12 protein-coding genes are annotated in these 13,847 nt (G+C 27.3%); 11 read left to right on the forward strand and 1 reads right to left on the reverse strand.

All coding sequences use genetic code 11. From position 1 onward, the window contains the following. The gene (locus AELL_RS07000; protein ID WP_118917258.1) at positions 1-921 is read left to right on the forward strand and encodes a Ppx/GppA phosphatase family protein; all 921 of its coding nucleotides are present in this window, start codon (positions 1-3) and stop codon (positions 919-921) included. Here the strand turns inward: AELL_RS07000 and AELL_RS07005 are convergent. Further along, positions 918-1,721, reverse strand: coding sequence for a hypothetical protein (locus tag AELL_RS07005; RefSeq protein WP_118917259.1), 804 nt, complete (start codon positions 1,719-1,721; stop codon positions 918-920). The genes AELL_RS07000 and AELL_RS07005 overlap by 4 nt on opposite strands. 182 nt (positions 1,722-1,903) lie before the next feature. Between AELL_RS07005 and AELL_RS07010 the strand changes: the two genes are divergently transcribed. From AELL_RS07010 to AELL_RS07055, 10 genes are all read left to right on the forward strand, one after another. Continuing rightward, entirely contained in the window at positions 1,904-3,601 is a 1,698-nt protein-coding gene (locus tag AELL_RS07010) for an acetolactate synthase large subunit (protein ID WP_118917260.1), read from the forward strand. After that, positions 3,601-4,098: an acetolactate synthase small subunit gene (gene ilvN / locus AELL_RS07015; RefSeq protein WP_118917261.1), complete on the forward strand. Its 498-nt coding sequence runs from the start codon at positions 3,601-3,603 to the stop codon at positions 4,096-4,098. The genes AELL_RS07010 and ilvN overlap by 1 nt, the downstream gene beginning before the upstream one ends. Positions 4,099-4,134: 36 nt before the next feature. Further along, positions 4,135-5,082, forward strand: coding sequence for a UDP-3-O-(3-hydroxymyristoyl)glucosamine N-acyltransferase (lpxD, locus tag AELL_RS07020; RefSeq protein WP_118917262.1), 948 nt, complete (start codon positions 4,135-4,137; stop codon positions 5,080-5,082). Between the two features lie 10 nt (positions 5,083-5,092). After that, positions 5,093-7,336, forward strand: coding sequence for a DNA translocase FtsK (locus tag AELL_RS07025; RefSeq protein ID WP_428015339.1), 2,244 nt, complete (start codon positions 5,093-5,095; stop codon positions 7,334-7,336). 63 nt (positions 7,337-7,399) lie between these two features. Continuing rightward, on the forward strand, positions 7,400-8,086 hold the full coding sequence (locus AELL_RS07030) for a response regulator transcription factor (RefSeq protein WP_118917264.1): 687 nt from the start codon (positions 7,400-7,402) through the stop codon (positions 8,084-8,086). After that, positions 8,061-9,389: an ArsS family sensor histidine kinase gene (locus tag AELL_RS07035; RefSeq protein ID WP_226806024.1), complete on the forward strand. Its 1,329-nt coding sequence runs from the start codon at positions 8,061-8,063 to the stop codon at positions 9,387-9,389. The genes AELL_RS07030 and AELL_RS07035 overlap by 26 nt, the downstream gene beginning before the upstream one ends. An 83-nt stretch (positions 9,390-9,472) precedes the next feature. Next, a complete protein-coding gene (locus AELL_RS07040; RefSeq protein ID WP_118917265.1) occupies positions 9,473-10,225 on the forward strand; it encodes a flagellar hook capping FlgD N-terminal domain-containing protein in 753 nt (250 codons plus the stop codon). Positions 10,226-10,340: 115 nt separating this feature from the next. Next, a complete protein-coding gene (locus tag AELL_RS07045) occupies positions 10,341-12,311 on the forward strand; it encodes a flagellar hook-basal body complex protein (protein WP_118917266.1) in 1,971 nt (656 codons plus the stop codon). Between the two features lie 13 nt (positions 12,312-12,324). Further along, positions 12,325-13,458: a flagellin N-terminal helical domain-containing protein gene (locus AELL_RS07050; RefSeq protein WP_118917267.1), complete on the forward strand. Its 1,134-nt coding sequence runs from the start codon at positions 12,325-12,327 to the stop codon at positions 13,456-13,458. A 13-nt stretch (positions 13,459-13,471) separates the two neighbouring features. After that, positions 13,472-13,846, forward strand: a complete 375-nt coding sequence (locus AELL_RS07055; protein ID WP_118917268.1) for a hypothetical protein — start codon at positions 13,472-13,474, stop codon at positions 13,844-13,846. Position 13,847 lies beyond the last annotated feature (1 nt).

Below are 13,847 nucleotides of genomic sequence, written 5' to 3' on the forward strand. Positions count from 1 at the left end.
ATGAATAATGAAATTGTAAGTGTAGATTTAGGCTCTAATTCTTTTAGAGTTCTAAAATATGATTGTAAAAATCATGAAATCATTTCAGAATATAATGAAGTAGTTGGAATGGCTGATGGTTTAGTAGATACAGGAATTATTTCAAAGGAAGCTATGTTAAGAGTAATATCTGCAATTAACCATTCTTGCGAAGTTCTAAAATATGAAGCAAAAGATGCTGTTTGTGTAACAACAGCTGCCATGAGAAAAGCTAAAAATAATCAAGAAGTTTTAGAATTTTTTAAAAATGAAACAGGAATAAATTTTGAAATAATTGATGGTGATGAAGAAGCAAGACTTACTTTACTTGCAGTTAAATATGCTTTAAAAAGAGAAAAAATCAATTCTGATAATTTTATACTTCTTGATATTGGTGGTGGTTCAACTGAAATTATTGTAAATACTAAAGATAACTATAAAGCAAAAAGTTTTGATTTTGGTATTGTAACAATGACTCAAAAATTTTTAAAAACACATGATTTACATAATGATTTAGAAAATAAAAAAATTGAGATTAAAAAGTTTTTGGACTCTTTAAATTTAGATTTAACAAATTATAGTTTTGTTGCAACTGCAGGAACACCAACAACTATCGCAGCAATTAAACTTGGACAAGATTTTTTTTCATATGACAGAAATATTGTAAATGGTGCAACAGTTAATCTTGAAGATTTAACTTTTTGTTTAAATATTTTTAAAGATTCTTCACAAGAAGAGATAACAAGACTTGTTGGTCGTGGTAGAGTTGAGTTTATTGAAGTTGGGATTTTTATTTATAAAACAATATTTGAAGTTTTAAATAAAAAAGAGTCAATAGTTTTAGATGATGGCTTAAGAGAAGGTGTTGCTATAAATTATTGTTTAACAAAGTGTAGAAATTAAGAGAGTAATCTCACACTTTGTTCTTGAACTATATTTGCTTGAGAAGCTGCTAAATATCCAGCATTTGCATTGATATTTGATTTTGTAAAATCTGTTGATTCTTTTCCAAAATCTTTTATTTTATTCATTTTATTTTCATTGTATAAATTATTTTGTTCTTTAATATTTTCTAATGCTTTTTCTTCTAATTGTTTACTAAATTGGGAAAATTGATTTGAAACATTTTGTAATTCACTTGAAGATGAAGCTACTTTATTTAAAGCATTTGATACATTTTCTGGATTATTCAAATCATTATTATTTACAGTTTCAAAAATATCATTTGCGAAACTTGCTGTATTTGTTTTAGCCATTGAAAAGTTTTCAGAACTAGTATTAATATCTATACTATTTTTGTCATCATAATAACTATTTACTAATAAAGATTCATTTTTGTATTTTGTTTCATAAGCAACTTGATTAAAATTTCTTAAATCTTCATTTATACTTTGTTTTATATCATTTTTATTTTCTAAATTATTAATATTTTCAAGTTTATTTTGAATATTTTTCAAATAATCTTGTTGTTTTTCAATAGAATTTTGAGCAATTTTAGACATAGCTATTCCATCATTTAGTGATTGTACATTTAAAGATAACTCATCTCTTTGTTTGTTATAATCACTTATACTTAAGTTTAATGCCTCTTTTTCAGAATTATTAATTTTACCACTTAAAGAAGATTTTTCTAGCTGTAACGAAGAAGATGACGAGGTATTTAAACTTGATATAGAATTATTATTTATCGCATTTACATCCATTTGGGCTCCTTCAAATTATTATTTTAATTTATTATAGCTAATTTTTTTAATAATTATTCATTACTATTAATATTTTTTATTTAGATATAGCTAAATTTACAAAATAAATAGATAATCAAAAGGTAGTTTAATCATAGTTTTTGTAAAATAAATACTTATTTTTAGAACAATGGAGAATTATTATGAAGATGACTGGCGCAAAAATGGTTGTAGAATCATTACATCAAGAAGGGGTTGAAGTAGTATTTGGATACCCTGGAGGCGCTATTATGAACGTCTATGATGAAATATATAAACAAAACTATTTTCAACACATTCTAAATAGACATGAACAAGCTTCAATAATTGCAGCTGAAGGTTATGCAAGAGCAACTGGAAAAACAGGGGTTGCAATTGTTACAAGTGGTCCTGGATTTACAAATGCAATAACAGGAATTGCTGATGCTTATATGGATTCGATTCCATTAGTTATCATTTCAGGACAAGTTCCAACAGCAATTATAGGAACTGATGGTTTCCAAGAAATTGATGCAGTAGGAATTTCAAGACCTTGTACAAAACATAATTATTTAGTTAATAAAATTGAAGATTTACCAAGAATTATTAAAGAGGCGTTTCATATAGCAAGTACTGGAAGACCAGGACCTGTTCATGTGGATATTCCAAAAGATATTACAGCTCAAGTTGCTGAATTTATATATCCAAGTGAAATAAATTTACCAACTTATAAGCCAACGGTAAATTACAATAAAAGACAATTAAAAAAAGCAATGGAAGCAATTTCAAGTGCAAAAAAACCTCTTTTATATATAGGTGGTGGAGCAATATTATCTAATTGTGCATTTGAAATTAGAGAATTAGCTAGAAAATTAAATATTCCAGCAGTTGAAACTTTAATGGCAAGAGGAGTAATGGGTGATGAAAATCCATTATTCTTTGGAATGTTAGGAATGCATGGAGAATTTGCAGCTAATATGGCAGCTTATGAAACAGATTTATTAATCTCTTTAGGTGCAAGATTCGATGATAGGGTTACAGGAAGACTTGATGAGTTTGCTTCAAAAGCAAAAGTTATTCATGTTGATATTGACCCAACTTCAATTGCAAAATTAGTAGTTCCAGATTATCCAATAGTTGGAGATTTAAAAGTTACAGTTAAAGCTATGATTGAAGCTATTGAAGAAAATGAATTTAATGATTATACTAACTGGGTTGATTTATTAAAAGATTACAGAGAAAAAGAACCTTTAAGATATCTTGATTCAAATGAAGTTATTAAACCACAATGGCCAATCCAAAGGGTAGGGAAACTTTTAGGAGATAAAGCTATTATTTCTACAGATGTTGGTCAACATCAAATGTGGACTGCTCAATTTTATCCATTTTCATATCCAAGACAATGGATTACAAGTGGTGGTTTAGGAACTATGGGATTTGGATTACCAGCTGCTATGGGTGTAGCAAGAGCAGTTAAAGGAACTGATAAAGTTACTATAAACTTTACAGGCGATGGTTCTATTTTGATGAACATTCAAGAGCTTATGACTTGTGTAGAATATGATTTACCAGTAATTAATATAGTTTTAAATAACAACTATTTAGGAATGGTTAGACAATGGCAAACAATGTTCTATGAAAATAGATTATCAGAAACTGACTTATCTGCTCAACCAAATTTTAAAATGCTAGTTGAAGCTTTTGGTGGTTTAGGTTATAGAGTTACAACAAAAGAAGAGTTTGATGCTGCTTTAAAAGATGCAGTTGAAAAGAAAAAACCTGCAATGATTGAAGTAGTTGTTGCAAGAAATGAAGAGGTATTACCAATGGTTCCAAATGGACATGCGTTAAATGAAATGACATTAATTGAAGGAGCAAAATAATGAATAACTTCAATCATTATTATGATAGTGAAACTACAAGACAAGTAATTTCTGTAGTTGTATTAAATGAACACAATGTATTATCTAGAATTGTTGGACTATTTTCAGCAAGAGGTTATAATATTGATTCATTAACTGTTGCTCCAATTGCTGAAAGTCCATATTCAAGAATGACAATAGTTACAACTGGTGATAAAAGAGTGATAGATCAAATTGTTAAACAATTAAATAAATTAATTCCTGTATTAAAAGTAAATGAACATAAAAATGTAGTTGAAAAAGATACTGTTTTAATGAAATTTTCAATTGATAATAATTTATCAGATATTGATGTAATAGCTCGTGCTTATCATGGAGCTATTCAAAATGTTACAGATGAAGCAATTATCGTAAGTGCTACTGATTCATCTGCAAGAATTATGAATTTTATTAAAGTTATGCAAAAATTCAATCCACTTGAAGTTGTAAGAAGTGGTATTGTAGCTATGGAAAGATAAGAGTTTTTCTTATCTTATCCTAATTAAAGGATAAAAATGACTCTTCAAGAAATTGCAAATTATATTGGTTTAGATATCACAAGTGACAAAGAGATTACTGGTTTAAATACATTAACAGATTCAACAGAATTTGAACTTACTTTTTTAGAAAATAAAAAATATTTATCAGATTTAAAAAATACAAAAGCAGCAGCAGTTTTAGTTACACAAGAGAATTCAAGTGAAGTTCCTCAAAATACTATTGCTTTAATTTGTGATGAACCATATTTAATGTTAGCAAAAATTAGCAAACTTTTTGCTCCAAATGTGATAGAAATGGATGGTGAAAAGCCATTAGTTGGTGGTGGAACAAAAGTTATGCCAAACGTTTATATTGGTAAAAATTCAGTTATTGGAAGTGATTGTACTATAATGGCTGGAGCTTTTATCGGGGATAATGTAACTATTGGAAATAACACTATTATTTATCCAAATGTTACAATTTATAGAGATTGTAAAGTTGGAAATGATTGTATTATTCATGCAGGAACTGTTGTTGGTAGTGATGGTTTTGGATTTGCTAATACAAAAGATGGTAAATATATAAAAATTTATCAAAATGGAAATGTTGAAATTGGAAATGATGTTGAAATAGGCGCAAATTGTACCATTGATAGAGCAGTATTCAAAACAACAAAAATTGATAGTGGTGTTCGAATTGATAATCTAGTTCATATTGGACACAATTGTAAAATAAGTTCAGGTTGTATTTTAGTTTCTCAAGTTGGATTATCAGGTTCTACAACTTTACATCCTTATGTTGTTATGGGTGGACAAAGTGCAACAGCTGGGCATTTAGAAATTGCACCTTTTACAACAATTGCAGCTCGTGGTGGTGTAACTAAAACAATACATGAACCAAAAAAACAATGGGCAGGTTTCCCTTTATTTGAGCATAGACAATGGCTTAAATTACAAGGAAAAATTTCAAATTTATTAAAGTAAAGGCTTTATCATAGCTAAGAAAATTATATCCCTAATTATTTTATTTATTATTGTTTATTTTCAATTTTCTACATTTGAAAGTGGAAAAGAGATTGTGGGAAATGTTGGATATTCTTTTTCTGATTTTTCTCATAAATATTTTGGATATTTATCTTATGTATATTTATTGTTATTAATATTTCCTCTTTATGCAATTAATTTTAAGAAAAATATCGACCAAAAAGATTTAATATTAAATGTTCTTGTTGTCTTTTTACTACTTTTTGTTTGTTTGATTTTTCAAGCATTAATTCTTGAAAATCCTTATACAAGAGGAGAAATTGGGAATATTTTGGTTGATTCCTTAAGTCCTGTAATAGGACGTGCAGGTCTTTATTTCTTTGTTTTAGTTGGTTTTATAATTTCAGTTTTAGTTCTATTTGAAAATTCAGATTTTGATATTGAAGATTTAAAAAAATTAAAAAATAAAATAAAATTAAGAAATAGTTTAGATATTAAAAGAATAGAAAATAAACGAAGAGAAAAAAGAGTTGAAGAAACAACAAAAGAAGTTTTAAATAGTATAGATAAAAAACTTAATAAAACTATTCCTGAAGTAAAAGAAATTAAAACAACTCCAGATAATAGTAATAAAAATGTAGCAACAATAACTCCTGAAATATATGAAAATATTGAAGAGATAAAAGATACAAATATTTATGAATCTTCTTTATTTGATAGTGATGATTTTGAAAAAGATATTCAAGTAGTTGAATCACATGGAATTATTGTAGATGAGTTAGAAGAAAACAAAAAACTTTTAGCAGAAATTGAAGTAGGTAAAACTGAAAAACCTAAAAATTTTGAATTACCACCAACTTCATTTTTTCAAAATCCTCCAAAGGATAATAAATCAAAAGTTTCAGAAGCTTTTATTGACCAAAAAATTGGAGATTTATTAGATAAACTTGCAATGTTTAAAATTGAAGGTGATGTTGTAAGAACTTATACAGGTCCTGTTGTTACAACTTTCGAGTTTAAACCAGCACCAAATGTAAAAGTTTCAAAAATTTTGAGCCTACAAGATGATTTAGCAATGGCATTAAAAGCTCAAACAATTAGGATTCAAGCACCAATTCCTGGAAAAGATGTTGTGGGAATTGAAGTTCCAAATGAAGATACACAAACAATATATTTAAAAGAGATGTTAGAGAGTGAGATTTTCCAAAATTCTATTTCACCACTTACTATGATTTTAGGAAAAGATATTGTAGGTAAACCATTTATAACAGATTTAAAAAAGCTTCCACATCTTTTGATTGCTGGAACAACGGGGTCAGGTAAATCAGTTGGAATTAACTCAATGATTTTATCTTTACTTTATAAAAATTCACCAGATAATTTAAGACTTGTGATGATTGACCCAAAAATGCTTGAGTTTTCAATGTATAATGATATTCCACATCTTTTAACTCCTGTTATTACAAAAGCAAGTGATGCAATCAATGCTTTAGCAAATATGGTTAGTGAGATGGAAAGACGTTATACATTAATGTCAAAAACAAAAACAAAAAATATTGAAAACTATAATGAAAAAGCAAAAAATGAAGGTTATGAAACTATGCCTTATATTGTTGTTGTAATTGATGAGTTAGCAGATTTGATGATGACAAGTGGAAAAGATGTTGAATACTCAATCGCAAGACTTGCCCAAATGGCAAGAGCAAGTGGAATTCACTTAATAGTTGCAACTCAAAGACCATCTGTTGATGTTGTAACAGGACTTATTAAAGCAAATTTACCAAGTAGATTATCTTATAAAGTAGGGCAAAAGATAGATTCTAAAATTATTTTAGATTCAATGGGAGCTGAATCACTTCTTGGACGTGGAGATATGTTATTTACACCTCCTGGAATGTCTGGACTTGTGAGAATTCATGCACCTTGGTCAACAGAAAGCGAAATTGAAAAAGTTGTAGAGTTTTTAAAAGACCAAAGAGAAGTTTCTTATGATATGAACTTTATAAAAGATAGAAATTCTGGTGTTTCTTCATCTGGTGGTGGAAATTCAAATAATTCAGATTTAGTTGAACTTGATGAATTATATGAAGATGCAAAAGAGATTGTTTTAACTGAGAAAAAGACTTCAATCTCATATATTCAAAGAAGACTTAGAATTGGATATAACAGAGCAGCAACAATTGTTGAACAGTTAGAACAAACTGGAATTTTATCTGAAGTAAATGCTAAGGGAAATAGAGAAATCTTAATTTAACAAATTGTTACTTTTTATTTACATTGATACACTATAATTCAAAAGTAAATAAGGAGTAAAAATTTGATTAATATTTTAATGATTGAAGATGACATTGAACTAGCTAAAATCTTAACTGAATACCTAAACCAATATAATATAGTTGTTACAAATTATGATACTCCAGAACTTGGAATATCAGCACTCTCTTTAAAAAAATATGATTTAGTTATATTAGATTTATCTCTTCCAAATATTGATGGAATAGAAGTTTGTAGAATAATTAGACAAAAATATGATTTACCAATTATTATATCTTCTGCAAGGTCATATTTAGGTGATAAAATCGCTTGTTTTTCTTATGGAGCTGATGATTTTATGCCAAAACCATATGATACACAAGAATTAATACTTAGAATAAAATCTATTTTAAAAAGATGTAATCATCAAATTATTGAAAAAGAGTCTTCTTTAAATAAAAAACAAATATTTACTTTTGATGAATCTAAAATGGAAATATATAAAGATGGAGAACTTCTTGATTTAACAAATGCTGAGTATTTTATACTTCAATATATGATTCAAAAAAATGGTTTTGTTGTTTCAAGGCAAGAGTTACTTTCAAATGTTGATTCTATAAAATATGAAAGTTCTTATAAAAGTATTGATGTTTTAATTGGTCGAGTTAGGACAAAAATCGAAGAAAATACTAAAAAACCCAAATATATTTTGTCAATTAGAGGAGTTGGTTATAAACTGGTTAATCAATAAAAAAGATTCTATTTTTTTTCAAATTAGGCTTTTTTTTCTTTCAATTTTTTTAATTATTAATATCATCATAATAATACAATTTATAGTTGATAGCAAAACATACTCTTTATTGGAGATAAAAAGATATCTCTCAACAATTAGAATAGTTGAAGATTTGAATATGAAAAATGCCTCACTTCAAGAAATTAATGAAAAAATTGCAATTTTTGATATGAAATTATCAAATAAAAATCTACAAGATATATTAACTTCAAATTATAAAAAATTAGAAATTGACAAAGAAGCTCCTCTTGATATATATATGCTAGAGGGAATTAAATATATTCATTTTAATCCTAAATTTCCTGATTTAAAAAGAATGCCTCCACCACCTGAAAAACCACTATTTGAAAGATTTGAAGAACCAATTTTTTTTAAATTAAGACCTAAACCTTTTGAGGTATTATTAATTGATGAATTGAAAGAAAAAAATTTTAAATATTTTTGGTTGTTAGTTTTAAGTGTAATTGATATTTTATTGATTTGGTTTTTTCTATTTATTAAGAAAAAGTTAAAACCACTTATTAGTTTAAGAGAAGATATGAAAAATTTATCAAAAGGTAGTTTTAAAATTTCTACCAAAACAGATGGAAAAGATGAGATTTCAGAGCTTACAAAAGAGTTCTCAAATGCATTAAAACAATTAAAAGAGTTAAGAGATTCAAGAAATCTATTCTTGCGAAATATAATGCATGAATTAAAAACACCAATTACAAAAGGAAAATTAATAACAGATTTTTATGAAGATAGTGAAAGAAAATATATTTTAATTAGGGTTTTTCAAAGATTAGAATATTTATTAAGTGAGTTTGCAAAAATTGAAGAATTAACTTCTGGTCAAATCACTCTAAATAAAAATGAATATCATATTATTGAATTAGTTAATCAATCTTTTGATATTTTATTATTGGATGAACATTCTATTGAAATTGATGAAAAAGCTGATTTAAAAATTAATGCAGATTTTGAACTATTTTCTATTGCTTTAAAAAATTTAATTGATAATGCAATAAGGTATAGTGTAGAAGAAGAACCAAAAATTATTATTGAAAAAAATTCAATAAAAATAATTAACAAAGGAAAAAAACTAACAAAAGATATTGAAGAATATTATAAACCTTTTAACCATGATTACGAAACAGCAACGAGTGGTTTGGGATTAGGACTATATATTTCAAATAATATTATTAAAATTCATAATTATAAACTTGAATATAAATATATAGATGGTTGTCATCATTTTTATATAATTATTAGTAGCTAGTTACTTTTTATTTACTCTTTAATACCCTATATTTACTCCTAAGAGTTAGAATTTTTTATTCTATACTATTAAGGAGTTATACTATGTCAACTACAAGTTCCGTAACAACAAGCTCATCATTAGATGCTTATGGTAATACAGTAACTTCAGCAGTAAGTAATGATCAATTAGAAAGCTCTGATTTTATTACTTTAATGTTAACCCAATTAAAACTTCAAGACCCAACAAGTGCTGTTGACTCTTCAACAATGCTTGATACACAACTTCAATTATCAAATTTAGAAGCAAGTACAGCAACCGTAGAAGCAATGGAAGCTTTACAATCAACTTTTGAACAATCAGCACTTTCTAGTTCAGCCTCTTTAATAGGTACTATCGTAGAAAATGGTGATACAGATGATGAAGGAAATAATAAACAATATAAAATATCTTCTGTTTCAATGAATGATGGAGAAATCAGTTTAACAGCATATGAATTAACTGGATATTATGATGTTTATTATTTTGATGAAGTATCAAGTGGTTCTGATGTTATTGATTCAACTAACGAAGATAGTTCAATGACTTTAACAAATAGTGATGGAAATTCCTATAGTTTTTCAACTTATAATAAAACATATGATGAATTAGCAGCTGAAATATCAGAAACTTCAGGAATGACATCAAGTGTAGTTCAAAACAGTAGTGGAAATTATCAATTAGTGGTTTCAATTAGTAATGGTTCTTCATCTTTATCTCAAAATAATTTAGCTCTAGCATATTCAGAAGATACGGCAACAGCTTATGGAAGTGAAGCAAAAACTATTTCTTACAATAATATTACAAAAATTTACTAACTGTTACCAACGGTTAGTAAATTATTAAAACTATTTATTTTTTAGATACCCTAAATTTACCCTAAATCCTTATGATTAAATAAGTGGAATCACTATTAATTATAAAGGATTAAAAATGATTAGTGCATTATGGACTGGAATTGCAGGACTTTCTTCTCAGCAAACAGCTTTAGATAATGAGTCAAATAATATTGCAAACGTAAATACTGTTGGATATAAAGCATCAAGAGTCTCTTTTGCTGATTTGATGTATCAAGACAGTATAGGAAAAGGTTCATCTGTTACAAATGCAGAAAAACAATATACACAAGGAAGTTTAAATTTAACAGGTTCTTCTTATGATTTAGCACTTGATGGAGATGGTTTTTTTGTTGTATCAAATAAAAACTTTAGTGGAACATCTGAAAATTACTATACAAGAGCTGGAAATTTCAGAATGGGAGAGAACGGAACTTTACAAGATGCATCAGGAAATCAAGTTCAAGGATGGGCAATAAGTACAATTGATGCTTCATCAGATGTTACTTCTACTAATTCTAATCTTTCTTATTTTACAGATGTTTTTAGTGAAATAGCAGGAAATCAAGTAATTCAATTTTCTAATAAAATTGAAACTTATGCTGCAAAAATGTCTGATTATACTACAAGTGCAAAAAGTGATTCAACTGAACTTTCAGGTTCAGGAATAAAGACACAATCAGCAAAAATTTCAGATATTGAAGCATTAATTACTAATTATAATAAAGCTTTAGAAAGTTATGCCAAAAATCCAGAAGAATCAAGTAGTGCTTCAATTGCGCAAACAACACTAATTGATTATCCAAATACAGGAACAAGTTTATTAGATAGTGAAAGTGACCAAATATATGTTTATGTAAATGGAAATAAAATTACACAAAATTATATAACTACTACAGCAACAGATTCATTTAAAGATGAAATGGATGCAGCTGGAATTACAACATCTGGAGTTACAACGGATGAAGAATATAATGTACTAGCAAGTAGAGTTGCAACTTATAAATCTTTGGCTGATGAAATCTCAAAAATCACTGGATTAAAAGCTTATACAGTTGATTCATCAAATAATGCTAGTACATCAAATGTAGATGTTTTAAATGGTGCTATAAAAATAGATTCAGTAATTCCTGGAACATCATTTATAATAGGTGATTTAGCTGAAGTTTCTGGAACAACTGAACAAGTTGGAACAAAAACTACTCTAACAAATGCAGTTGAAGGAACTGGTGAAGCAGCAGTTAAAAGTGCGATGGAAGCTTTAAGAGATGCAGTTGCTGGAACTCAACAAGATGTATATGATGCCTCAGATATTATCAGTGATGACAATGGAAATATTTTAAGTTTTGATGTAGGAGATACAATATCTTTTACTTTAAATGGAGTTACCCTAACAACTGATAATACTCTTACTGATTACAATAGTGCAATTCAAGACTTAATATCAAAAATAAATACAGATGCAGATTTACAAACTTTAGTTGAAGCAAAAACAATAAATGGAATGTTAGTTATAGAAGCAAAAAATTCAGGTGAAGAGTTCTCAGGTGTAATAGAGTTTGATGATGCTGGAACTGTTTATTCAAAAGAAAGAAATCAAGATGCAAGTGGAAATAGTGGAGCAAATGCTGAATTTATGCAAATTGTATCAACTGTTGACCAAACAACATCTTTATCTTCTTTACAATTAAATCTAAGCTCTTTAGGTTTAACTGATTCATCTTTTGGAGAATTTTCAGTTGATGATAGTGGAATTATAACTATGACTCAAGATGGAGTTGATTTTGTTATTGGACAAGTTGCAATCGCTCAATTTACAAATAATATAGGATTAGAGTCTATAGGAAATAATTTATTAGCTGCAACTAAAGAGAGTGGTAATCCAATCTATGCTGTAAACAATAATAATGGTGTATCAGTTGAAAGTGAAACTTTAGAATTAAGTACAGCAGATTTGAGTGAGAGTTTAGTTAACTTGATGGTATTTCAAAGAGCTTTTGAAGCAAATGCAAAATCTATTACCACAGCAGATGAAATACTAACAACATTAATTGGTCTTAAAAGATAGTTAGGAGTTTATTATGGTTAGTTCAATAAATACTATTATGTATAATTTAAGTTTGTTAAATAGTAGAAATGAAAAAGTAACTTATGGATTAAGTAGTAATGAAGCTTTACAATATGGTAGTGATGATTCTTCAAAGTATAATCAATTATTATCTATAAATAATAGTGTTAATTCTTATAGTTCAATCTTAGATAGAATTCAATCATCTACTTCATATAATACAACAAGTGATACAGCTGTTTCGAGTATAAAAACATCTCTTGAATCAGCTCAATCTTTGATTTTAAAAGCCTCTACTGATACAACAGATAGTGATAATAAAGAAACGATTGCAAATGAATTAGAATCTATAAAAGATTATATATTCTCTCTTGCAAATAGTAGTGCAAGTAATCAATATCTTTTTTCTGGAAATAGTGTAACAACACAACCTTTTGTAAAAGATGAAACAACTGGAAAAATCTCTTATGTAGCTACAAATGACAATAAAACAGTTAATGTTGAAACAAATACTTATAATAATCAGGGATTAAATGGTATTGAACTTTTATATTATACAAATCAAACTGCTCAAACTGGTGAAAATTTAACATTTGATGAAAATGAAATTATTCTAGATAAAGACGGTAATCAATATAAATTATTAGACACAGATAATGATGGTGTTTATAATGGTTTATATCTAAATGGTGATAGTTCCCAAACACCTCTATCAATTACAGATAATGGAGATGGAACTTTTACAACTACTAATACTGGAACAACACCTTTAACATCAAAACACTCTGTTTTTGATGATTTAGATGAAGTAATAAATTCTTTAAAACAACAAGATAAAAATGGTAATTCAATAACTGAAGATGAAGCTGATTCAATTTTATCAAGTTACGTTGATAAAATTGGAGATATCTACGATAATGTAAATTTAGCCCATGCAAAACTTGGTATAAGAACTGCTTCAATTGAAAACTATGAATCAATTGTTCAAACAAAACTAACAAACTTTAGCATTTTACAAGAAACAGTTGGTGCAGCAGATTTAACTGCACTTGCTGTTGAATCTCAAGCTTTAGAAAATACATATACAGCTTTATACTCAACTATCAACAAAGTAAATAACTTGTCATTAGTTAAATATTTAAGTTAAAAAAGGATTGAAAATGAAAAATAATATTATGGATATAAAAGGTCTAGAATCACAAGTAATTGAGTGTTATAGCTATTTTATGAATAATTATCAAAATACAAATTTTGATAATTTAGAATCGATGGTAATTCAATTACAAAAATCAATGAATTTATTAACTATGACAAATATTGTAAATATTATTGATAGAGTTGTCGAAGATGGTAGATTAAGAAATGGTGAAAGAGGTTTTAGACAATTTAATGTTAGTTCAATTCAAACAACAAAAGATAATAAAATATATTTAGTTTGTCATGAAGTTTTAGGAATAGATGCTTTAGAAAAAAAATATATTTTAGATGACACTGTAACTTTTATTGATTTTGTTGATGTAAAAAGAATCTATTAGG

The organism is Arcobacter ellisii (genome assembly GCF_003544915.1).
GTDB classification, from domain to species: Bacteria; Campylobacterota; Campylobacteria; order Campylobacterales; family Arcobacteraceae; genus Aliarcobacter; species Aliarcobacter ellisii.

Coding starts and splice junctions, on each gene's coding strand:
- AELL_RS07000 (WP_118917258.1), top strand. CDS start 1: ATGAATAATGAAATTGTAAGTGTAGATTTAGGCTCTAATTCTTTTAGA.
- AELL_RS07005 (WP_118917259.1), bottom strand. CDS start 1,721: ATGGATGTAAATGCGATAAATAATAATTCTATATCAAGTTTAAATACC.
- AELL_RS07010 (WP_118917260.1), top strand. CDS start 1,904: ATGAAGATGACTGGCGCAAAAATGGTTGTAGAATCATTACATCAAGAA.
- ilvN (WP_118917261.1), top strand. CDS start 3,601: ATGAATAACTTCAATCATTATTATGATAGTGAAACTACAAGACAAGTA.
- lpxD (WP_118917262.1), top strand. CDS start 4,135: ATGACTCTTCAAGAAATTGCAAATTATATTGGTTTAGATATCACAAGT.
- AELL_RS07040 (WP_118917265.1), top strand. CDS start 9,473: ATGTCAACTACAAGTTCCGTAACAACAAGCTCATCATTAGATGCTTAT.
- AELL_RS07045 (WP_118917266.1), top strand. CDS start 10,341: ATGATTAGTGCATTATGGACTGGAATTGCAGGACTTTCTTCTCAGCAA.
- AELL_RS07050 (WP_118917267.1), top strand. CDS start 12,325: ATGGTTAGTTCAATAAATACTATTATGTATAATTTAAGTTTGTTAAAT.
- AELL_RS07055 (WP_118917268.1), top strand. CDS start 13,472: ATGAAAAATAATATTATGGATATAAAAGGTCTAGAATCACAAGTAATT.